Origin of the sequence: Flavobacterium sp., assembly GCF_031537875.1 — a bacterium.
Lineage (GTDB): Bacteria > Bacteroidota > Bacteroidia > Flavobacteriales > Flavobacteriaceae > Flavobacterium.
On sequence record NZ_JAVKNB010000007.1, the window covers coordinates 50,390 to 74,077 of the forward strand.

At 36.0% G+C, this 23,688-nt stretch carries 20 protein-coding genes; 10 read left to right on the forward strand and 10 right to left on the reverse strand.

Going from position 1 to position 23,688, the window contains the following annotated elements:
* Positions 1-76 precede the first annotated feature (76 nt).
* Positions 77-1,588, forward strand: coding sequence for a F0F1 ATP synthase subunit beta (gene atpD / locus RMR09_RS03285; RefSeq protein ID WP_310594393.1), 1,512 nt, complete (start codon positions 77-79; stop codon positions 1,586-1,588).
* 79 nt (positions 1,589-1,667) lie between these two features.
* Positions 1,668-1,949, forward strand: coding sequence for a F0F1 ATP synthase subunit epsilon (locus tag RMR09_RS03290; protein WP_310594394.1), 282 nt, complete (start codon positions 1,668-1,670; stop codon positions 1,947-1,949).
* A 62-nt stretch (positions 1,950-2,011) separates the two neighbouring features.
* Here RMR09_RS03290 and RMR09_RS03295 read toward each other — a convergent pair whose 3' ends face one another.
* From RMR09_RS03295 to RMR09_RS03315, 5 genes are all read right to left on the reverse strand, one after another.
* Complete coding sequence (locus tag RMR09_RS03295) at positions 2,012-2,458, reverse strand: DUF417 family protein (RefSeq protein ID WP_310594395.1); 447 nt, start codon at positions 2,456-2,458, stop codon at positions 2,012-2,014.
* A 30-nt stretch (positions 2,459-2,488) separates the two neighbouring features.
* On the reverse strand, positions 2,489-4,033 hold the full coding sequence (locus RMR09_RS03300) for a phosphatase PAP2 family protein (RefSeq protein WP_310594396.1): 1,545 nt from the start codon (positions 4,031-4,033) through the stop codon (positions 2,489-2,491).
* A gap of 1 nt (position 4,034) precedes the next feature.
* Positions 4,035-4,937 (reverse strand): hypothetical protein, encoded by a 903-nt coding sequence (locus RMR09_RS03305; protein ID WP_310594397.1) that lies wholly within the window; start codon positions 4,935-4,937, stop codon positions 4,035-4,037.
* A gap of 35 nt (positions 4,938-4,972) precedes the next feature.
* The gene (locus RMR09_RS03310) at positions 4,973-6,178 is read right to left on the reverse strand and encodes a hypothetical protein (RefSeq protein ID WP_310594398.1); all 1,206 of its coding nucleotides are present in this window, start codon (positions 6,176-6,178) and stop codon (positions 4,973-4,975) included.
* A 342-nt stretch (positions 6,179-6,520) separates the two neighbouring features.
* Positions 6,521-7,060, reverse strand: coding sequence for a hypothetical protein (locus tag RMR09_RS03315; protein ID WP_310594399.1), 540 nt, complete (start codon positions 7,058-7,060; stop codon positions 6,521-6,523).
* Positions 7,061-7,237: 177 nt separating this feature from the next.
* Between RMR09_RS03315 and RMR09_RS03320 the strand changes: the two genes are divergently transcribed.
* The 6 genes from RMR09_RS03320 to RMR09_RS03345 all read left to right on the forward strand — a co-directional run bounded on the left by RMR09_RS03320 (position 7,238) and on the right by RMR09_RS03345 (position 12,624).
* On the forward strand, positions 7,238-8,386 hold the full coding sequence (locus tag RMR09_RS03320) for an 8-amino-7-oxononanoate synthase (protein ID WP_310594400.1): 1,149 nt from the start codon (positions 7,238-7,240) through the stop codon (positions 8,384-8,386).
* Between the two features lie 30 nt (positions 8,387-8,416).
* A complete protein-coding gene (locus tag RMR09_RS03325) occupies positions 8,417-8,821 on the forward strand; it encodes a GxxExxY protein (protein WP_310594401.1) in 405 nt (134 codons plus the stop codon).
* A 30-nt stretch (positions 8,822-8,851) separates the two neighbouring features.
* Complete coding sequence (gene bioD, locus RMR09_RS03330) at positions 8,852-9,472, forward strand: dethiobiotin synthase (protein ID WP_310594402.1); 621 nt, start codon at positions 8,852-8,854, stop codon at positions 9,470-9,472.
* Positions 9,473-9,484: 12 nt separating this feature from the next.
* The gene (gene bioA, locus RMR09_RS03335) at positions 9,485-10,756 is read left to right on the forward strand and encodes an adenosylmethionine--8-amino-7-oxononanoate transaminase (protein ID WP_310594403.1); all 1,272 of its coding nucleotides are present in this window, start codon (positions 9,485-9,487) and stop codon (positions 10,754-10,756) included.
* A 20-nt stretch (positions 10,757-10,776) separates the two neighbouring features.
* Positions 10,777-11,940: a beta-ketoacyl synthase N-terminal-like domain-containing protein gene (locus RMR09_RS03340; protein WP_310594404.1), complete on the forward strand. Its 1,164-nt coding sequence runs from the start codon at positions 10,777-10,779 to the stop codon at positions 11,938-11,940.
* A 129-nt stretch (positions 11,941-12,069) separates the two neighbouring features.
* Positions 12,070-12,624, forward strand: coding sequence for a hypothetical protein (locus RMR09_RS03345; protein WP_310594405.1), 555 nt, complete (start codon positions 12,070-12,072; stop codon positions 12,622-12,624).
* Between the two features lie 96 nt (positions 12,625-12,720).
* Here RMR09_RS03345 and RMR09_RS03350 read toward each other — a convergent pair whose 3' ends face one another.
* Positions 12,721-13,197, reverse strand: a complete 477-nt coding sequence (locus RMR09_RS03350) for a regulatory protein RecX (RefSeq protein WP_310594406.1) — start codon at positions 13,195-13,197, stop codon at positions 12,721-12,723.
* A gap of 167 nt (positions 13,198-13,364) precedes the next feature.
* Between RMR09_RS03350 and RMR09_RS03355 the strand changes: the two genes are divergently transcribed.
* Positions 13,365-17,225, forward strand: coding sequence for a calcium-binding protein (locus tag RMR09_RS03355; RefSeq protein ID WP_310594407.1), 3,861 nt, complete (start codon positions 13,365-13,367; stop codon positions 17,223-17,225).
* A gap of 58 nt (positions 17,226-17,283) precedes the next feature.
* Here RMR09_RS03355 and bioB read toward each other — a convergent pair whose 3' ends face one another.
* Positions 17,284-18,369 carry a biotin synthase BioB gene (gene bioB, locus RMR09_RS03360; RefSeq protein ID WP_310594408.1) on the reverse strand — a complete coding sequence of 362 codons (1,086 nt, stop codon included), beginning with the start codon at positions 18,367-18,369 and terminating at the stop codon, positions 17,284-17,286.
* A 78-nt stretch (positions 18,370-18,447) separates the two neighbouring features.
* Positions 18,448-19,377: a bifunctional riboflavin kinase/FAD synthetase gene (locus RMR09_RS03365; protein ID WP_310594409.1), complete on the reverse strand. Its 930-nt coding sequence runs from the start codon at positions 19,375-19,377 to the stop codon at positions 18,448-18,450.
* A gap of 199 nt (positions 19,378-19,576) precedes the next feature.
* Between RMR09_RS03365 and RMR09_RS03370 the strand changes: the two genes are divergently transcribed.
* Positions 19,577-22,246 (forward strand): reprolysin-like metallopeptidase, encoded by a 2,670-nt coding sequence (locus RMR09_RS03370; protein WP_310594410.1) that lies wholly within the window; start codon positions 19,577-19,579, stop codon positions 22,244-22,246.
* Between the two features lie 8 nt (positions 22,247-22,254).
* Here the strand turns inward: RMR09_RS03370 and pth are convergent, their stop codons facing one another.
* A complete protein-coding gene (pth, locus tag RMR09_RS03375) occupies positions 22,255-22,929 on the reverse strand; it encodes an aminoacyl-tRNA hydrolase (protein ID WP_310594411.1) in 675 nt (224 codons plus the stop codon).
* A gap of 134 nt (positions 22,930-23,063) precedes the next feature.
* Positions 23,064-23,675 carry a 50S ribosomal protein L25/general stress protein Ctc gene (locus RMR09_RS03380; protein WP_310594412.1) on the reverse strand — a complete coding sequence of 204 codons (612 nt, stop codon included), beginning with the start codon at positions 23,673-23,675 and terminating at the stop codon, positions 23,064-23,066.
* Positions 23,676-23,688 lie beyond the last annotated feature (13 nt).

Consider the following 23,688-nt stretch of genomic DNA (forward strand, 5'->3'; position numbering starts at 1 on the left):
AAAAAGTATTTAATCGAGAGCTTTCGATTAAGTCAATTTCATAAACCTAAATAGCTATTTAATAAATACATAAGTAATGTCTAAAGTAATAGGAAAAGTTGCCCAAATCATTGGTCCAGTAGTTGATGTTGTTTTCAACGGTAAAGATGTTGAACTTCCAAAAATTTATGATTCGTTAGAAATCACAAGAAAAGATGGAACTATCTTGGTTCTAGAAGTACAATCACACATTGGTGAAAATACCGTTCGTACCATTTCGATGGACTCAACAGATGGTTTGAGTAGAGGTTATGAAGTAGTAGGTACAGGAAATCCAATCCAAATGCCAATTGGTCCAGACGTTTACGGACGTTTATTCAACGTAATTGGAGATGCAATTGACGGTTTAGGAAACTTGCCTAAAACAGGAGAAAATGGTTTGTCTATCCATAGATCAGCTCCAAAATTCGAAGATTTATCAACTTCTTCTGAAGTTTTATTTACAGGAATCAAAGTAATCGATTTGATTGAGCCTTATGCAAAAGGAGGAAAAATTGGATTGTTTGGTGGTGCTGGAGTAGGTAAAACAGTATTGATTCAAGAGTTGATCAACAATATTGCAAAAGGTCACGGTGGACTTTCAGTATTCGCAGGAGTAGGTGAAAGAACACGTGAAGGGAATGACTTGCTTCGTGAGATGTTAGAGTCAGGAATTATCAAATACGGAGAAGATTTCATGCACTCTATGGAAAATGGAGGATGGGATTTGTCTAAAGTAGATATGCCAGGAATGAGAGAGTCAAAAGCTACTTTCGTTTTCGGACAAATGAATGAGCCACCAGGAGCTCGTGCTCGTGTAGCACTTTCTGGATTATCTATCGCTGAATATTTCCGTGATGGAGCTGGATCTGATCAAGGTAAAGACGTATTGTTCTTCGTGGATAATATCTTCCGTTTTACACAAGCAGGTTCTGAGGTATCAGCACTTTTAGGTCGTATGCCATCTGCGGTAGGATACCAACCAACATTAGCAACTGAAATGGGAGCTATGCAAGAGCGTATCACATCTACAAATAAAGGATCTATTACTTCTGTACAAGCGGTTTACGTTCCTGCGGATGACTTAACTGACCCGGCACCAGCAACTACATTTGCTCACTTAGATGCAACTACTGTATTGTCTCGTAAAATTGCTGAGTTAGGTATTTATCCAGCGGTTGACCCATTGGATTCTACTTCAAGAATTTTAACTCCACAAATTTTAGGTGATGAGCATTATGATTGCGCACAAAGAGTAAAAGAAATTCTTCAAAAATACAAACAATTACAAGATATCATCGCAATCCTTGGTATGGAGGAATTATCTGAAGAAGATAAATTAGCCGTATCTAGAGCGCGTCGTGTTCAACGTTTCTTATCTCAACCATTCCACGTTGCTGAGCAATTTACAGGAATTCCAGGGGTATTAGTTGACATTAAAGATACTATCAAAGGATTTAACATGATTATTGATGGTGAATTAGATCACTTGCCAGAAGCTGCTTTCAACCTTAAAGGAACAATTGAGCAAGCTATCGAAGCTGGAGAGAAAATGTTGGCAGAAGCGTAATTTGGTTGTTGGTTGACGGTTATTGGTTGTTACATTTTCAGCCATCAACTATCAACTATCAACTATTAACTAAAAAAAAATGATTTTAGAAATAGTATCACCAGAAGCAAAATTATTTTCAGGAGAGATTACTTCATTATACCTACCAGGTGTCGATGGAGATTTTCAAATCTTGAATAATCACGCGCCGATTGTTTCTTTGCTTAAAAAGGGGACTGTTAAAATTGCAGCACCAAGTTTTAATCTTTCTAAAGAAGCAGCATCTAAATTAACGAAAGTGAATGACCAATTGTATACTTTATCAGTTGAGTCTGGAACAATCGAAATGAAAGACAATAAAGTAATTCTATTAGCTGACTAATACGAATTGGATTGTATAAAAAAAGCCTAACATTTGTTAGGCTTTTTTGTTTTTAATTAGTGCTATTTTTGAGTACAATAATTTTTATTGTGTTTTCCTGCAATGACCAAGGCTCCTGCTACTAAAACCAGGTTTTTGATAATGTATTGGCCTACTAAAGTTGGTCGATATGGAAAAGTATCAAAACAGGCATCAGTTAATATAAAAAGCGGAAATAGGGTAGCAATCATGTGCAATAACAACAACAAAATGGTTATTGGGACAAATCGTTTTATTAATAGCCCCAATCCAATTGTTACTTCACAGATTCCAAGTACAGGAATAAATATTTGGGGCTGGAACCAAAAAACGGTATGTTCTACTAAATCTCCCGCAGGACTTAGCCCAATTATTTTTAAACCTCCAAACCAAATGTAAACAATCGCCAAAGCAATACGCATAATTACAATGCTGTATTTTTCTATTTTTTCACTGAATGAAAAGTAAAAAGTGTTGAAAATATTTGTCATAATATTCTTGATTTAGTATTGGTACTTAATTTATTCAGCTCCGTCAACTCGAGCTCTTGCAACGGCAAATCCTCCAACAGTTTCTCCTAATAACAATCCTTTTTCACAATCACTTCTATAATGAATGGCTCCAAACAAACGAGAGTTAGATGCATCTTTTGCCAACGCTTTGAATTCTTCTGTTTTTGCAGGAATTATATGAGATAATACGGTGGCTGCTGCTCCACTAAAAGTAGAGTGTCCTGAAACATAGGCTGGAAAATTTGGAATTCCTGTCAGTGTTTTAATCGAAGGATCTACTTGTGATGGTCTTGGATTAAAGTAGTAGTATTTGGCATCCCAACAACTAATAGCCGCATCCATCAAAGAAAGGTTCAATAGCGCCAAATTTCTTGCCCAACGTACTTCACTGTAATTTTGTGGTACAAAAGCATCAGCTGCTATAGCATTCCAATGCCCCGGTGGAGTATAAGTTCCTACTCCGTCAGCCCAAAAGCTTACAATTTCCATTTCTTTTCTAGTAGCATTTTTGCTAAAATTTTTCACTTCTGCTACTTCATTAGCAAATTGTGTTGATTTTGTTGATGGGGGTGGAACTGGGCGACTTGCTAATACATCAGAAGACGACATTAAGAACGAACGAACACTTCCAAATAGAGGCAACATAGGCGGTCTAATAGGCAAATCTAAAGATAACCAAGGGGTTTCTCCAGTAGCACTTGTTTGTGTTTGTAGTTGTGTCCAAATGGTTTGATTTCCACCCGCAGCTCCCATTCCGTCACCCGCAGCTCTAGTAATGTATTTAGCTGCAATTTTTCGACCTAAAATGATTCCGGCATCTACGTCACTGCGCACATTGGCACCACTAATGATTCGGTATAATTTTTCTTCTTCGGCTTTGCCATCAATATAGGCAATTTCTGTAGGGAACAATAATTTCAATAATTCAACTGTAACACCAGCTAATACACCATCTTCTGATGGATACGAAGGCATTCCATTTTTTGGAACCAATACGTTCAAAGTATTGTCTGCTACATAAGGAGCGACTCTATTGTACAATCTTTTATAATGCCAAGTAGCTACCAAAGCATCGTATTGTGCCGCACTCACATAAGCGTACGCACGCGCTGCATAAGGAGGATTAGAAAATGGAAATTCTGGATTGGCAAATGGATTGGCAGATGAAGGTGTAGGATACGTTCCATCTGCATTTTGATACGGCGGACGATTGTGTTTAGCCACTAACGTACGCATAATTTCGTTCCAACGCAAAACACTTCCTGCACTCCAGTATTTAATGATGGCTTTTTGTTCATCAGTGATATTGGCTTGGTAGCTTTTAATTTCGTTTAATTCTCGCGTAAAAGAAGCATTAGTTGTTGCTACAGGAGCGTCTAAGCTGAATTCGTCTGGAGCGCTAAGTAAAATAGGTCTCCAAGTACCTGCGAGATTATCATTATTTGATGGAATTAGCATTGGATAACTTTCAGAACGATCGTAAATATCATTACTGCAAGAAGAAAGTATGGCTAATGAGATAAGGCTTAAAAAAGTTGCAACTATATTTTTCATTTTATTTTTTATTGAAGTTGATGATATAAAAAAGTCCTGCATAAACGGCATTGGTTTGCCCTACGTTGCGGCCGTCCAATACACGATTGAATCCACCCACAAGAGAAAGCGCTTCTTTTTTAGGGAAGGTATATTTGGTATGTACACCCACTTTAACGGCATTCATAGTATTGCTAGGAAAAGGCATATTGTTTTGTGTAATATCAAATCCGCCTTGGGTTACTTGGTTGTCCACAATCGCCTCAGCAATCAAACGACTAGAACGATATCCCATTCGGAAATTGACATTAATAACATCTGGCATCGCCACTTCATTAGAATAAATCATTTCGTTTGTAAAGTAAGCATTACGGTCTATTGTAATTTTAGCACGTTTTAAATACGCTCCAGAAAGAGTAGTGAAAAAATGTCCTTTTTGGTAGTCTCCCATCAAACGGAAAGTACCTGTTCTACTTTGTGATCCAATACTCAATGGTAAATAGTCAGCAACATAGTTGGTTGTTGGAATCGAAATCCCTGCAATAGTGTATAAAGAATAAGTCGCATCTCCAATCGTTTTTTCAATAGGCATGTATTTTACCGTTGCCGAAAAGTCTTGCAATCCATTTTGTCCTTTTAAGGTACCTGCAGAAGCTTTGGTAGTAATATAAGGCAAGCTCACAATAACATTCAATTTATCAGAAACCCCATAGTTAGCATTTACGCTAATATTGTTATTTGAAACAGTTCCTAAATTTTGATTGTCTCTCTTGAAACTGCCTTCCCAGTAATTGTCCCAAGCACTGTATTGATAGACCGCACCGGTACAAAGTTGTTTTTTACTCATCATAATACCGTCAATTTCGGTTTGAGCATTGGCAAATAAAGAACCTAATAATAGGCAACAGAAGTAAATTTGTTTCATTTGTGAATATAGTTTAGTTGTATAATTTTTATTTATTAATGTGTTACACTCATTTTCATGGTGTTGTGAAGACTAAAACGATAGGTGTAACCAAGGTTGATTGAGTAGTCAGCAAAAGCAGCATCTCCTTGAACATGAACGTAATTTGCTGGATTAGCAATTCGTGCATTTTGAATGTTTTGATCAGCAATGTCAGCAGCACTTTGAATTCTGTTTTTTACAAAATTATAAGGAACAAATAATGTGATACCATGTTTTCCTTTACGGTATGAAATTCCAGACTCTACAGCAATAACATACCCAGGTCTTCTATAAGCTACTTGACCACCAATGGCGTCGTAAGCAGGAATACCTTCAATTCTGCCCGCTAGAGAAACACTTAAATTATTTTTTTTGTCTACCGTTGTCATCATTCCAGCTCTACCAAAATATTGATCTGGGCAAGCGTAAACATTATATCCTTCCAAGCCTAATTTAGCAGCTGATTTGAAAGTTCCGTTAGATTCTCTTGGGTTGAATAAATAATACCCATTGGCAAACCCATACAGTTTTCCAGTTAATTTACGAAATCCTTGAAATTCTAATGAAAATCCTACACCTCCATCTCCAGGTTGAATTGCTTGATCCATCACTACATTTTGTATGGTTCCATTAGCTTGAGGCGCATCGTCCGTTTTGTTGTGGCTACCAGTGTTTAGTTTAACACCTACACCCACCATGATGTTTCCTTTTTCTGCTTTTTTAGGGTCAAAAATCCAATAGTTAGCGCTTAATCTAACGTCAGCAAACCCCTGTGCATATACGCTATATCTAAATATTTTGGCAGTTGGACTGGTTTGGTTTAGTACTTGAGATCTTTCGTTATTTACATACGGAATAGTAGCATTCAATTGTAGTCGGTCTGTTGCACCATACGAAACTGTGAAATCGGCAGCGTGAGAGTAAATATTTACTGCGTTTCCTAAAGAATTACCATTGGCATCAACTCCTCCACCCGTTGTTTGGCGTTGTGGTTGTTCTTCTGTTCCAATAAAGTGTCTCCATGAATGAAAATAGCGATAGTTAGCTCCTACTTGAAATTCGCCTTTTTGCAAATTATACGAATTAGTTGAACATAGACTAAGTCCTCCCATTTGTCGAACGGCAACACAGCCTTGAGCGTTTGTTTTTTCGACAGAAAAAGTAGTTAGAATTACTGTTAATAAAATAAATACGCGATTTAAGAAAGTATAATTTTTCATTGTTTAGTTAAATATTGATATAAATTAGTTGAATTTCTTCTTTAAAAAGAAATTCAAAAAGCACTAAATCAACCCTTGATTGTAAGGTTGGTCTAATTGATTTTTTTTTGGGATGCCCAAAAAAATAATTTAATAATTAGTAATAGGATAAAATAAAAGGATGAATGTATCTTAATCAATAAGATAATTCGAACTATTTCTAAACAACAGCGTATAAATTTTGAATGAATAAGGGTTTGCCAACTATGCAATCGATAGCTAAACAAAACCATAAGTAGAATATTAGTTCAACGCACTAATACATACTTTATCTTCAAAACGAAGGGTTTTTAGAATAGGAGATTAAATAAAATCTGGAGGGGAATACGGTAACGAGAGATGGCCTGGATTGGTAAATTCAGTGCCATTGGTAGAAAATAATTCAGTAGAAGCAATTGCTTTAGTTCGCACAGGAATGCTAACTTCAGGTTGGTCTACATAATCTTTAATGAAAGATTTTAATAATTTTTTTACTGGCGATTCTTTTGATGAACCACTATTGAATAATTGACTATCCACAATATCATTCAAATCTTTACCCACAGTGTTTTCTTTACTATTAGGAAGGTAGTATAAGCTCAAAACATTGTCTTTGACTTGTTTTTTAAAGATGTGATAGCTTTTGTTATTGATGATAACATCTTCATTTACTTCTTCAAATTCGGTATCATCAGCAAACGAATATAAAGAAGCATTTAATCGCATAACACGAAAATCAGTATGGGTTGTTTTTTCCATACGCGCTACCCATGCTTGCTGTTCTTGGTACGCAAACATTAAATAGTAACCTATCATATTGTAGAATAAAGTTACGATTAAAAAAAGGGTGGCAATTCTTTTCATCGATGTCGAAAGTAGAAAACTATTCGGTTGACACCTTAACCAAAGGTTTGATTTTAACTTTTTTTTAACAAATGTTAGTGAATTCGAAAATCGAAACCGATTTCGATTTTCAAAGCAATCAAGTTTCTAAACGACGAAAAACCAAAAGACCAAAAAATTCCCTTATTTTTGTGATGTATGAAAAAGTTGCCTGAAATCCTTTCCAATAAATTAGCACTTCGCTTGCAAAACAATGCACTAAGGCAGTTGCCTAAAGCAACTAATTTAATTGATTTTGCCTCGAATGATTATTTGGGTTTTTCCAATTCTCAATCTATTTTTGAGGAGACACATCAGTATTTAGTGGCGAATAACCAAATACAAAATGGAGCAACTGGTTCTCGATTGCTTTCGGGGAATCATTCTGTTTATCAAGAAGCAGAAAGATTAATTACTCAGTTTCATCAATCACCTGCAGCATTAATTTTCAATTCGGGTTACGATGCCAATGTGGGATTTTTTAGTGCCGTTCCTCAAAAAGGAGATTTGATTTTGTTTGATGAACTGTGTCACGCATCGATCCGGGATGGAATCCAATTGTCTAATGCAAAAGCGTATAAATTCCAACATAACGATTTGGAGGATTTGGAACGATTGCTTATTCGATATCCAGACACTACTATTTATATTGTTACCGAATCGGTTTTTTCGATGGATGGTGATACACCAAATTTGGAAGAATTAGTTCGACTTGCCGAAAAATACAATAGTTATGTCGTGGTAGATGAGGCACATGCTCTAGGGGTATTTGGCGAAAAAGGAGAGGGATTAGTACAAAGCTTACAACTACAAGATATTGTTTTTGCCCGAATTATGACTTTTGGTAAAGGATTAGGTTGTCATGGAGCCGCTATTTTAGGGAGTGAGGACTTGAAAAGTTATTTGGTCAATTTTGCCCGAAGTTTTATTTATACCACAGGACTTTCACCGCATTCAGTGGCGACTATTGTAACAGCTTATAAGCACTTAGAAAAAGCGACTGACAATCAACAACAATTAAAAAATAATATCGCTCATTTCAATCAGGAAAAGAATCGATTGAGTTTAAAACCACTTTTTGTCCGTAGTAAATCGACCATTCAATCCGTTATAATTCCAGGGAATGAAAGAGTCAAAAGTATTGCTCAACAACTTCAAGGGAAAGGATTTGATGTGAAACCTATTTTATCTCCCACTGTTCCCGAAGGACAAGAACGCTTGCGATTTTGTTTGCACAGCTTCAATTCGGAGAAAGATATATCTGAAGTGTTACAATTGTTGAGTACTTTTGTTTTTGGCCACGGATAAAACGGATTTTACAGATTTACACAGATCATTATGTCTACATTATTACACAAAAGAATTACAGACGCAGTTTTAAAAATATACTTTGATGTATATAATCAACTTGGATCTGGTTTTCTTGAAAAGGTTTACCAAAATGCAATGTATTTCGAATTAAAGGATAAAGGTTTTAAAGTAGAAGCTCAAAAGCAAATTAAAGTGTATTTCAGGAAACAACTCGTTGGGGAGTATTTTGCTGATTTAATTGTTGAAGACAAAGTTATTGTTGAATTAAAAGCAACTGAATTACTGATGAATGCTCATGTAGCACAAACATTGAATTATTTAAAAGCAACAGAAATTGAAGTCGGGTTATTGTTGAATTTTGGTGACGAACCTGAATTCAAACGTATGATATATACAAACGACAGAAAAATTAATTTAAAAAATCAGCGATAATCAGTTCTATCCGTTTTATCCGTGGTTAATATGAAATTATTTATAACAGGCATTTCGACCGATGTAGGCAAAACCGTTGCCTCTGCAATAATTGTGGAAGCACTCCAAGCCGACTATTGGAAACCTATTCAAGCGGGTGATTTGGGCCATTCAGACACGCATAAAGTACAATCTTTGATTACCAATACGCAGTCTCAATTTCACACCAATAGTTATGCGTTGCAAACACCTGCAAGTCCACATTTAGCCGCTGCAAAAGACGGTATAACAATTGATTTGAACCAAATTAAAGAACCTCAGACTACTAATCATTTGGTTATCGAAGGAGCAGGAGGGATTTTGGTTCCGCTGAACGATACGGAATCTGTGGCGGATATTATTCAACCCGATTATAAAGTGATTGTGGTCTCGCGTCATTATTTAGGAAGCATCAATCATACATTATTGACAGTAGAGGCTTTGCAAAATAGAAAAATACAAGTCGCAGGAATTATTTTTTCTGGCGAAGAAAATACAAGTTCGGAACAGATTATTTTGAATAGAACAGGAGTGATATGTATTGGTCGAATAGGTGAAGAACCGTATTTCGATACCAATGTAATTGTAGAATACGCCGATTTGTTTCGAGAAAACCTTTTGAAAATTCAATAGATAAATCAATTTATGAGCTTAACCGAAAAAGACAGTCAATATCTTTGGCACCCGTACACGCAGCACAAAACAGCCTCGGCCCCTATTGCAATAACAAAAGGGAAAGGCGCTTTGTTGTGGGATGAAAACGGCAAAGAATATATTGATGCTATTGCGTCGTGGTGGGTCAATCCCTACGGGCATTCCAACAAGTACATTGCTGAGGCAATCTACAAGCAATTGACTACTTTGGAACACGTACTTTTTGGTGGATTTACACATGAACCCGCTGTAGTGTTGGCTGAAAAATTGATGGCTATTTTACCCCAAAACCAACAGAAATTATTCTTTTCAGATAACGGTTCGACAGCAGTAGAAGTGGCAATTAAAGTCGCTTTACAGTATTTTTTCAATAAAGGAGAAAAGAAAACCACCATAATTGCTTTTGAAAATGCCTTTCATGGCGACACTTTTGCGGCTATGGCTGCCAGTGGTATTTCCTTTTACACCTTGGCTTTTCAGTCAATGATGATAGATGTGGTACGAATTCCTGTACCTGTTGTTGGACAAGAAAAAGCGAGTTTTGATGCTTTGGCAAAAGCCATAAAAGAGCATAATTGTGCGGGATTTATTTACGAGCCTTTGGTGCAAGGTGCGGCGGGAATGGTCATGTATGAACCTGCTGCATTAGATACTTTAATCCGAATGTGTAAAGACAATAATGTTTTGACGATTGCTGATGAAGTAATGACTGGTTTTGGCAAAACGGGTAAAACTTTTGCCACCGATTATTTAGTAGAACAACCCGATATGATGTGCTTGTCGAAAGCTTTAACAGGCGGGACTATTCCGATGGCAATCACGACTTTTACTCAAGAAATTTTTGAGGCATTTTATGACGAAGATATTAATAAAGCCTTGTTTCACGGACATACGTTTACAGCGAATCCAACAGGTTGTGCAGCAGCTTTGGCTAGTTTGGAATTGTTACAAACTCCCGAAATGCAAGCCAATATTTCGCGTGTAAATGCCAATCATTTGGCTTTTCAAAACCGAATTCAAACGCATTCAAAAGTAGTTACTACCCGTGTTTTAGGGGTTATTTTTGCTTTGGAAATCAAAACCGAATCTGCCGCGAGTTATTACGGAAATTTGCGTAATAAACTCTATAATTTCTTTATTGAAAACGGTGTTATTTTACGCCCAGTAGGCAATATTGTGTACATTTTGCCTCCATATATTATTACGGACGAACAATTGGAAAAAGTCTATCAAGTGGTCGAAAATGCTCTTGAAATAGTGTAATTTTGCATAAAAATATTCCTTTGTCACAAACGATCTCCATAACCGCCATTGCTTCTGTTTCTCCTTTAGGGAATGAATCGGATACGATTTGGACGAATTATCAAAATCCCAATACTTGTTTTCAAACTCGTTTTTTGGATCATAAAGATACTTTAGTAGCGCCTTTGGATGCTGATTCTAAGGAAGAGATTGACGCTTTGAGACAATCCGATAGTAAGTATAAATTTTTAGATAATTCCGTTTTGTATGCAATGTTGGCTTCGCGCAAAGCCATTGCAAAAGCGGGTTGGACGACTAATGATATTTTCGGAATTAATGTGGGTTCCTCTCGTGGAGCGACCGATTTATTTGAACAACATTTTCAGGAATACATCACAACAGGCAAGGCACAAACTTTGGCTTCGCCTACGACTACTTTAGGGAATATTTCGTCTTGGATTGCTCATGATTTACAAAGTTCCGGCCCTGAAATTTCGCATTCTATTACTTGTTCGACAGCGTTACACGCGATTTTAAATGGTGTGGCTTGGTTGCGTTCAGGAATGGCAGATAAGTTCTTAGTTGGAGGTAGCGAAGCGCCTTTGACTGATTTTACGATTGCTCAAATGCGCGCTTTAAAAATTTATTCCAGAAGTGAAGAAGAGTACCCCAATCGCGCTTTGGATTTAGATAAAACGCAAAACACGATGATTTTGGGTGAGGGCGCGGGTGTTTGTTGTTTGGAGATTGGGAAAAAAGAAAATGCGTTGGCTTTTATAGAAGGCATTGGCTATGCTACCGAAATTTTAGAACACAATATTTCCATTTCAGCCGAAGCCGATTGTTTCCAAAAATCAATGAAAATGGCTTTGGCCAATACTGATTTGTCCGAGGTCGATGTCATTGTAATGCACGCGCCAGGCACTATTAAAGGTGATTTGACAGAATATAGAGCTATTGAAAAAGTATTTGGAGACAACCGTCCCTTATTGACCACTAACAAATGGAAAATAGGACACACTTTTGGTGCTTCGGGGATTTTGAGTTTGGAGTTGGCTATTTTAATGCTGCAACACAATCAATTTGTGGGCGTTCCTTTTGCGAAAGCGCAAACACCAACAAAACCCATTCGAAAAGTATTAGTGAATGCTGTTGGTTTTGGAGGAAATGCAGTGAGTATTTTGTTGAAAGCAAAATCTCTATAAGTCTATATAATTACTTCAAATTTGAATTCCTATAATAAATCGTAATTTTTTATATTTACAAGAAGTATTATTTTCAAGTGTTTTTTTAAATTGTTTTACTTATAAAATAACAATAAAAATCTAATCTAAATGGAAACTTATTTAATAAATGAATCAATTGAAAAAGAGAGGATTCAATTGGACTTTCATCAATCTTTAGTTCATTATAGATTTTCTATTATACTATTATTGGTATCAATATTTAGTATAACAAATGGTTTGCAGAATGTCTCAACAATAGATTTTGACCTGAATAATTTTCAAACTAAAATTAGTTTCTTTTTTGTAATCGTATGCTTGATTAGTTTTTTTTATCAACGTAATCGACTAAAACTTATATCTGTCGAAACTAACGAAGATGGTAACTTTTTAATTGAAAGAATAAAAGAACTAGCAAAACAGAAAAATTGGAGTATTCAATCGGCAAGTCATAATTATTTAATATTAAACACAAAGCGTTCGTTTCCAGTTTCAAGATTGTTTATTTCTGAAAGTGGTGGAGAAAACATTTATGTTTTTTACAAATCAAATAGAATATTAGTTAGAAGTATTTTTGATTTTAAAAAAAGTAATGGTTTTGTAGTGTCAAAAGGGGAAAATAATCAAAATGAAACATCTATTTTTTTGAAGATAAATACTAAATAACATAAAATTCATCCAAAAAATATTATTAAACACTGGTCGTTTTGGTGGTAATGCAGTGAGTATTTTGTTGTTCTTTTAGTCTAAGCTTGTTATAGACTAATTTTTTCCAGCTTCTAATTCCTTCACTTTCTCGTACACTAAGTTATTTTCGTAGCCTTTTCGTAATAAGAAATCACAACATTTTTTACGTTTTTTAAGTCCGTTTGATTCTTTAATGGAATGCCAATTTCTTTCGGCTAGTGCATTAAAATTAGTATCGTATTCTTCAGCGGTAATTTCTTTGAGTGCCAAATTGATATTGTAGGTCGAGATGTTTCTAAATTTTAATTCGTTTACGATGCGCACTTTTCCCCAAAATTTAATGCGGTGTTTGCCTCTTGCGAAACTACAAGCAAAACGACTTTCGTTAAGATAATTTTCTTGGATTAAATGAGCCAATATCTCGTCGATTTCATTCGAATCCATTTTCATGGTGCGTAACTTTTGTACCACTTCGTCGTGGCAACGCTCCTGATAGGCACAGAAATGTTCTATTTTATGAATCGCTTCTTTAACGGAATTGACTTCGCTCATTGAGGTAGTTTTTATACTCGAAAAGTAAGTCTTTAATTTGAATTAAAAAACCTTCATTTTATTAAAAATCACTAAAAGTGGGTATTTCAAATCCAATTATTTAAGGCTAAGTTTGTGATTACTAGTTGAATTAGTACTTAAAAATCATAATTTAAAGCGCCCCCTTTATGTTATTCTTTATCCCAATTACATCCAGAAATAGGATAGTTTTTGTACTATTCTTTTTTCTTTCCTGTTTTGGCTACAGCCAAGAGGTACAAGTCGATCCTAAATTCAATTCCTACGATGATGGTCTTTTAGGCGATGGATTTGACGGAACTGTTAGAACCCTTTCTATTCAAAATGATGGAAAACTCATTGTGGGTGGCGAATTTCTAAATTACAATGGGAGCACAACCCCTTACCTTTGTCGATTACAAACGGATGGGTCTAAAGATGCAGGATTTAATCTAGGAGCTGCTTTTAATGGGAAAATTTATGCTTCGGTAATTCAAGCTGACGGCAAAATTATTGTAGCAGGAGCTTTCACAACCTATAACGGAATTCCGGCAGGGCGTTTGGTTCGTTTAAACATTGATGGTTCGAGAGATATTTCTTTTGATACAACAATCGCCGTAAGTAGTGGTACTGTTTATGGCTTGGCTTTGCAATCTGATGGAAAATTGATTGTTGTAGGAAGTTTTACCAAATACAATGGCACTACCGCAAACAGAATAGCGAGATTGAATTCAAATGGCGAATTAGACACCAGTTTTGTTACAGGGACTGCTGCAACTAGTACAATTGATGATGTGGTCATTGCTCCCGATGGTAAAATAGTGCTTTCGGGAACGTTTAGTGCATTCAATGGCAATTCTAATTATTCAAAATTAGTTCGTTTGAATGCCGGTGGAAGCATTGACACTACATTTTCAATAGGAACTGGATTTGATGATATTGTTGAAGCAATTGCTATTCAGCCAGACGGTAAAATTATAGTTGGCGGTAGCTTTTTGAATTACAAAGGCACTTCACAAAGCCGAATCGTTCGCCTAAACACTAATGGTACTGTTGACTCAAGCTTTCTTTCTGGAACAGGGTTTAATGATGGTGTGGTACACACTATTCAAATTACTTCTGCCGGAATTCTTGTTGGAGGCAATTTTAGTGATACATATAAAACGAGTGATGTTAATCGTTTAGTGTTATTAAATTCCAATGGGACTATAAATTCTAATTTTGATATTGGAGCAGGACCTTCTTCGGCTACGATATACACTTTATGTGAATCCAGTGACAGCTTTTTTGTAGGTGGATCTTTTTCTGTTTTTGATGATTTGAAACAAGGTAAATTGGCTAAAATCAGTATTACAGGCGAATTGGATTCTGGTTATTTGACTGCTGGTGTAGGATTTGATAAAGCTGTCGAGAAAGTTATTCCGTTGACCGATGGGAGCTTCATTACTTTTGGAAGTTTTACTCAATTTAACGGACAACCAATTAATAATATTGTTAAGCTTACTCCTAAAGGCGAGTTAGATAACTCTTATAACCTTAATCAAACTGGTGCAGATAATACAGTGAAAGAAGTTTTGGTTCAACCCGACGGGAAATTCTTGGTGGCGGGAAATTTTACGAAATACAATGGGGTTTCAAATAAACGCTTAGTCCGGTTGAATTCCAATGGAACCATAGATACTTCGTTGAATATTGGAACAGGTTTTAATTACACGGTCTATTCCATCGCATTACAGCCTGATGGTAAAATTATTGCAGCAGGAAGTTTTACTTCTTATAAAGGTATGACTGTCAAAAAAGTGATTCGGTTGCTTTCTAATGGCGATTTGGATAGTAGTTTCAATATTGATACAAACCTAAATAACACGCCTAATTTAGTATTGCTTCAACCAGATGGGAAGATTTTAGTGGGCGGAGATTTTACTACTTTTAACGGAGTTGCTTCAAATAAATTAGTTCGATTGAATTCAGAAGGATCTGTGGATACGAGTTTTTCTGTAGGAACTGGGTTTGATGGAAAAGTCTACGCCTTTACTTTGCAAAAGGATAACAAAATTCTTGTTGGAGGTTCGTTTTCTAATTATAATGGGCAACCCAATAAACGAATTCTACGTCTCAATTCTGACGGAAGCCAAGACAGTTCGTTCAATTCAGGTTCGGGATTTAGTAACGGAATTGTACGTTCTATTCTTTTACAATCCAATGGGAACATACTTGTTGGAGGTTCATTTTCTAGTAAATACAATGGTATAAATGTAAAGCGAATGCTGCGATTATTACCCAATGGGAGTTATGATACCTCTTTTCCGATTGTACTCAATGGAGAACTCAAATCACTTGGTTTGGTTCCAGGAGGAGCCATAATTGGAGGGAATTTTAATTCGGTCTCGGGAATTTCGAAGCATCGAATCGCCAAATTATTATTTTGCCAAGACGGAACGGTTTGGGATAGCTTGACTTGGAGTAATGGTATGCCAACAATTGATAAAGCAGTTGTTTTTAATGCCAATTTTGATATTATGGCTGATACCAAAGCGTGTTCCTGTGTGGTCAATTCAGGAAAAACACTAAAGGTAAAAAATGCAGCTACTTTAGAATTAGTTTCCAATTATTCGGGTGCCGGAAAATTAGTTTTTGAAAACAATTCCTCTTTATATCAATCGGATGATTTGGTTGTGAATACAGGAAGTATTGAGTTCAATAGAAAGACAACTCCTATTCGGAAATCAGATTATACGTATTGGTCTTCGCCAGTAGCAGGTCAGCAATTAAATGTACTTGCTCCTGATTCCCCTTCGGATCGTTTTTATTCTTTTGATGCGAATTCCAATAATTGGCTCAAAGAATCAAATAGTGCTGCTATGGTGGTTGGTAAAGGGTATATTCTTCAAGCACCACAAACTTTTTCAGAAACGATACCAACGGTTTTTGAGTCGGTTTTTTCTGGGATACCCAATAATGGTTTTATCACTATTCCGATTGCTAAAAATGCAACGCCAAATCTAATTGGAAATCCCTATCCTTCGGCCATAGATGCGGATGCGTTTATTTTGGAAAACCAAAGTATATTGCAAGGCAGCTTGTATTTTTGGACACACAATACTCCAATTGCCAACGGCCAATATACATCGGATGATTATGCCGTCTATACTATTTTGGGAGGCGTCGGAACTTCGTCAATAAGTATGGGAGTAAATAATGAAAAACCCAATGGCAAGATTGCTGCTGGACAAGCATTTTTTGTTTTAGGTGCAAATCCAGAAGGGGGGAATGCTATTTTTAAAAATGAAATGCGTTTAAAAGGACAAAATAATTTATTTTTTAAAAGTAGTCTAGCTCAAAAAACAACCACTTCTTCTAGTATTGAAAAGCATCGATTTTGGCTCAATTTATCCAACAAACAAGGAATGTTTAAACAAATTTTAATAGGGTATGTGACAGGAGCTACTAATGAAAAGGATATTTTGTTTGATGGAGTTGCTTTAGACGGCAACGAATGGTTGGATTTTTATAGTCTGGATGGAGAGGTTAAAAATACAATTCAAGGCAGAGCTTTGCCATTTAATACTTCGGATAGCGTGTCTTTGGGTTACCGAGCTAAGCAGGAAGGTAATTTTATTATTAGTTTAGATGATTTTGATGGCTTATTTGCTAAACAGAACATTTTTTTAGAAGATAAAGAACGAGCTAAAATAGTCGATTTAAAGAAAGGTGATTATATATTTACTACTGCAAAAGGGACTTTTGACGATCGTTTTGTTTTGCGGTATGAGAACCAAAATACCATTCCTGAAGAACTCGCTCCAGAGGTAAAAGTAGTGTGTCGAAATAACCAAATTCAAATTAGTTCTTCTGTAGATTTAATTGAAGAAGTTCGGGTGTATTCTCTTGAAGGTAAATTGCTCTTTCAAGCAGATAAGTTAGAAACTAAAACTAAAATAATCGATTCGGCTCTTTGGAAATCGAAAATCTTGATTATTCAAATTACTTTAGCAACGGGAGAGCAAGTCACTCATAAATTAGTTTTTTAAAAGCAAAAAGCTTCCAGTCTTTTCAGGCTGGAAGCTTTATTATACTTGAGTTCAATTTTTATTTTCCTTTTATAGAAGCTTCTACATTTCTTTCGATAGTGTGTCCTGGACGTGACCATTTTGGTTTTTCGCCTAAGGCAACATATTGAGAATCTTCCGCTTCAACGGTTTGTGGTTGTACCATCTTGGTAAATGGTTTTTGTGGTTTCAATCCTAACATTTCAAACATTTTCATATCCTCATTCACATCTGGATTGGGTGTGGTCAATAATTTGTTTCCTGCAAAAATAGAATTGGCTCCTGCAAAGAAACACATCGCTTGACCTTCGCGACTCATATTAGTTCTTCCTGCAGATAAACGCACTTGTGTATCTGGCATAACAATTCGAGTAGTAGCTACCATTCGAATCATTTCCCAAATTTCAACTGGTTCTTCGTCTTCCAAAGGCGTACCGTCTACCGCTACTAAAGCATTGATCGGCACTGATTCAGGTTGTGGGTTCAAAGTTGAAAGTGCCACAAGCATTCCTGCTCTATCTTCGATACTTTCTCCCATTCCTATAATTCCTCCGCTACAAACAGTAACGTTAGTTTTACGAACATTTTCTATAGTTTGCAAACGGTCTTCAAAACCGCGTGTCGAAATCACTTCTTTATAATAATCTTCTGAAGTATCTAAATTGTGGTTGTAAGCATACAAACCTGCTTCAGCTAAACGTTGTGCTTGGTTTTCGGTAATCATACCTAAAGTACAACACACTTCCATGTCTAATTTATTGATGGTACGCACCATTTCCAACACTTGGTCAAATTCCGGTCCGTCTTTTACATTACGCCAAGCTGCTCCCATACACACACGAGAAGAACCTGCTGATTTGGCATTCAAAGCCTGAGCTTTTACTTGGTTTACGGTCATCAAATCATTTCCTTCAACATTAGTGTTGTAACGTGCTGCTTGAGGGCAGTAGCCACAATCTTCAGAACAACCACCGGTTTTGATAGACAATAGGGTAGAAACCTGAACCACGTTTGGATCGTGGTTTTCTCGATGAATTGAAGCTGCTTCATAAAGCAAATCCATTAGAGGTTTATTGTAAATTGCAATGATTTCTTCCTTTGTCCAATCGTGTTTTGTAATGCTCATGGGTATGATTTTAAGTGTCAAAAGTAATCAAATAGTTTCAAACTAGCAATTTGACTTATTGAAATGAATGGTCTTGTTTTATAAATTTTGAATGTATTGAATTGAAAAGTCTTTGTCTTTTCCTAATTGAATTTTGAGAAATTCAACCGATTCAAATTTTTCTTCTGAACGGATGCGCTGTAAAATAGCCACTCGGATGTGACGATCGTATATATCCGAATCAAAATCAAAAAAGTGAACTTCAATTGTCCTTTTTTTTCCTTGAACAGTTGGATTAAATCCAATATTCATCATGCCATAAACAGATTTTCCATCTATTTCGGCTGCAACTATATAGACTCCGTTTTTGGGTACTAATTTGTACTCTTCTTCTAATTCAATATTCGCCGTTGGGAAACCGATGGTTCTTCCTAATTGTTTTCCTTTTACAACAGTCCCGCTTAAAAAATAAGAATAACCTAAGTATTCGTTGGCTAAATTGATTTCGCCGTCTTCAAGAGCCGTTCTAATTTTAGTGGAACTAATAGAAATGTCATTGATTTCTTGAGCGGATATTTGTTCTACTTCAAAACCATATTTCAAACCAAAAGCAGTTAAGTCATTAATATTTGCGGTTCGGTTTTTTCCAAAGCGGTGGTCGTAGCCAATGATGATTTTTTGAATATGTAATTGATCCACCAAAACAGTTTTTACAAATTCTTCAGCACTTAGTTGAGAAAAGTTGGCGTCAAAAGGGTGAATAATTAAGTTTTCAATTCCGATTTTTTCTAATAAATCAATTTTTTCATTGATGGTATTGAGTAATTTCAAATCAGATTTCCCTTGTAATACCATTCTGGGATGCGGAAAAAAGGTAAGCACGGCACTTTCAAATTTTCCGTCAGCAGTATTCTGAGTCAATTTTTTCAGAATGGCTGCATGACCAATATGTACTCCGTCAAAAGTCCCCAAGGTAAGTATGGTTTTTTTGTTAGAATGAAATTCGTTTATAGAATGAAAAATTTTCAAGTCGGTTTCCGTTTATTTTGGCTGCAAATTTAAGCTAATCTATTTGAAATTTCGTTCCAAAACGGATACCTTTTCATTGCAATTTTAAACTATCAGTCAAAAGTAAGTTAAATCGTCATTTTTTAAATAAAATTAAGATTTTTGAAACCTAACTTTAAATCAAAAAAACTAATTTTGGAATTCCAAAGACACCAAATCTATGAAAAGATATTTTCGATTCTTACTCCTTATCTTTTCTTTTTCGCTGATACAAGCCCAAAATGTATCTCCGTGGAAGAGAATCCCTCAAAGCAAAATTGCTTACACTGAAAGCACTAGAATAAAAGAAAAAAACGCACTATTGTATGAGTTGGATGAGGTGTCTCTAAAACAATCCTTAGCTCCGCTTCAAAACGCTGTCTCTCCTATTGAAATCCAAATTGAAATTCCAAATACTGCAGGTGATTTGGAAACATTTAAGGTTCGAGAGTTCTCTAACTTTGAACCAGATTTACAAGCTCAATTTCCAGACATTCGATCGTATACTGGGGTGGGTTTGACAGATAAAAATGCCACTGTTTATTTTAGCTTGTCGCCAAAGGGAATTCAAACGATGGTATTCCGTTCTGACAGTGCAACGGAGTTCATCGAACGATTTTCAGGGAATCAGTCCGTATATGAATTGTTTGATTCTAATAGTCGAAATAAAGAAGATTTGCCTTTAAGCTGTTCCACTAAAGACGTAGCATTAAGTCAGCAATTATTGAGTAAATCAAGTAGTACTTCGGCTAACAATGGGGTTTACAAAACATTGCGTTTAGCATTAGCTTGTACAGCGGAATATACGACTTATTTTGGGGGAGTGCCTCAGGCTTTGGCTGCTATGAATGCCACTTTAACTAGAGTGAATGGGATATTCAATAGAGATTTAGCTTTGCATTTGAATTTGATTGCTAACAACACCATTTTGATTTATACTAACGCAGCCACCGACCCATATTCTCCTGCAAATAGTGGAGCTAACGGCGCTTGGAATTTGGAATTACAACATGATTTAACGGCTAAAATAGGGAATGCTAATTATGATGTTGGCCATTTATTTGGAGCTTCTGGAGGAGGTGGAAATGCAGGATGTATCGGTTGTGTTTGTCGAAATCCAACTTCATCAAATGATTTTGCGAAAGGGAGTGGTTATACTTCTCCTGCCGATGGTAAGCCTGAAGGAGATACTTTCGATATTGATTTTGTAGCACACGAAATGGGCCATCAATTGGGAGCTAATCATACCTTTTCGCATGAATCCGAAGGTACTGGAGTCAATGTTGAGCCAGGAGGAGGGTCTACCATTATGGCGTATGCAGGAGTTACCGATTATAATGTGCAGAGCCATTCGGATGATTATTTTGCCTATGTGAGTATTGCGCAAATACAAAATAATTTGGCAACAAAATCCTGTCCAACAATAACTATTTTATCCAATCAAACTCCAGTTGTAAACGCTGGGGCAGATTACATTATTCCTAAAGGAACTGCTTTTGTATTAAAAGGTTCTGGTTCAGATCCTAACGGGAATGTGTTGAGTTATTGTTGGGAGCAAAATGATTCTGCTATTAGTGAAATAGGGGCTACTAGTGTTGCCTTTGCTACTAAAACGGGCGGTCCAATTTTTAGATCATTCCCTCCTACAATTTCTCCCATACGCTATATGCCATCTCTTAAGAAAGTATTGGCAAATAGGTTGAGTTCAACCTGGGAATCGGTTTCAGATGTGTCTCGAGTATTACATTTCACTTGTACCACTAGAGATAATGCTACAATTGGTTTAGCACAAACCAATACAGACGCTATGACAGTTTCGGTCGATGCTACCAAAGGACCTTTTGCAATAACTTCGCAAAACACATCAGATATTTCTTGGGCGCCACTGAGTTTTCAAACCATTACTTGGGCAGTAAATAATACTACAAGTTTACCGGGTTCAACTCATATAAATATTAAGTTGTCTGTGGATGGTGGCTTGACTTTTCCTATAAATTTAAAGTCAAATACTCCAAATGATGGTTCAGAACTTATTATAGTTCCTAAGAATGCTTCGGGAAAAAATTGCAGACTATTAATTGAACCAATAGGAAATATTTATTATGCAATTAATCAAGAGCCATTTGCTATTGGTTATATGTCACAATCCACTTGTACCACTTATAATTTTCCAACGCCTTTTCCAATACCCGAATCATCTTCATATACCGCTAAAACAATAACGGTACCAGATACATCAGTTACGGTTTCGGATGTGAATGTAGCGGTGAATATATCTCATGAATATATGTCGGATGTTCAACTAGAAATTGTTAACCCACAGGGTAAAACAGTGAAGTTATTAGAAGAAACTTGCGCGGATACAAATGGGAGTTTAGCGTTGAATTATGATGATTTAGGAGGTGCTATTTCTTGTGGAAAATCAACCTTTCAAACCATTGCTCCATATGATTCATTGGATTTATTTAATGATTTTAATCCTGCTGGAATTTGGACTTTACGAATTAGAGATCAATTTATAGGAGATGTGGGTACATTAAATTCTGCCTCGATAACTATTTGCACTAAGTCGTATACCCCAATAGATACATTTTCAATTGATTTAAGTCATGTTATGATATATCCTAATCCTAGTAAGGGAGAGTTTAATGTGATTTTTTCAAGCTTGTTAACTTCAGGAGTTACGATTTTGATTCACGACTTGACCGGAAAAAATATATACGCAAGAGAATTTCCAAGCGCGCCAATATTTAACGAATCTATTCAAATGGGTGCGGTTCAGGCAGGGGTTTATTTATTAACAGTAATTGATGGTTACAAACGCACTGTGCAAAAAATAGTGATAGAATAAATAGTGATTTATTTACCGTTAAATGAGGTCATGGTATTTTCTAATCCAGCTGTTCCAAATGATTTGATAATTTCTGAGGCGAGTTCTAGTCGTTCAGGAAGTTTTGTTTTTTCTTCTTCGTCCCAATCGCCAAGTACATAATCAACTTGTTGTCCTTTTTTGAATTGGTCACTAATTCCAAAACGGAAACGCGTATAATTTTGAGTGTTCAAAATCAAATTGATGTTTTTCAATCCGTTATGACCACCATCACTACCTTTAGGTTTGATGCGAATGGTGCCAAAAGACAAATTCAAGTCGTCAGTAATGACTAGGATGTTTTCCAAAGGAATATTTTCCTTATCCATCCAGTATTTTACGGCTTTACCGCTCAAATTCATATAGGTATTAGGCTTTAACAAGAAAAAAGTACGCCCTTTGAATTTGTATTCAGCAAGAGTCCCAAGTTTTACCGTTTCAAAAGATAGGCTTTCTTTTTTGGCTAAAAAATCCAACACTTTAAATCCAATATTGTGACGTGTATTGACATATTCGGCTCCAATATTACCTAATCCTACAATTAAAAATTTATTACTTACGCTTTTCATATTGTTTTTTTGGTGTTCGTGAACCTCCGGTTTGACAGTATCAGTATCACTTGCTGTTTTTTTTGATGCAAATAATTGGGTTATCCATCGTATCATACTGCAAAAATAAACTTAATTTTTAATAATAAAGCTTCCAGCCTTCAAAAGGCTAGAAGCTTTGAATGAAAAATAGATTCCAAAAAAAAAGCACCAGTTGTAGAACTGATGCTTTTCGTATGATTGAAAAAAGATTATTTTTTCTTTCCTTTTGCAGGTGCTTTTGCAGCTTTTGCAGCTTCTTGAGCCGCTTTCATAGCCGCACGAGAAATTCTTACTTGACAAACCACAGTGTTGTCTGGGTGCATTAATTTGTATTTGTCAGAAACTAATTTCGTAACATACAACTTGTTACCCATTTCAAGTGGAGTGATGTCAGCTTCAACAAAATCAGGAAGATTTGAAGGTAAAGCTTTCACTTTTAATTTACGAGTGTTCAAACGAAGAACACCTCCTGCAAGAACACCTTTAGATGTACCAACAATTTTCACAGGAACTTCCATAGTAATTTCTTTGTTGTCAAATAATTGGAAGAAGTCAATGTGTAAAATTTTGTCACTTACAGGGTGAACTTGAATGTCTTGAAGAATTGCATTATATGATTTTCCGTTACCCAATTCGATCACAACTGTGTGCGCGTTTGGAGTGTAAACCAATGTTTTGAATGCTTTTTCTTCTGCTGAAAAATGTACTGGTTGATCTCCTCCGTATAATACGCAAGGAATCGCTCCAGCATTACGTAAGGCTTTAGTAGCAACTTTGCCCACGCTTTCTCTTTCTGATCCTTTAATTGTAATCGATTTCATTGTAAAAAAATAT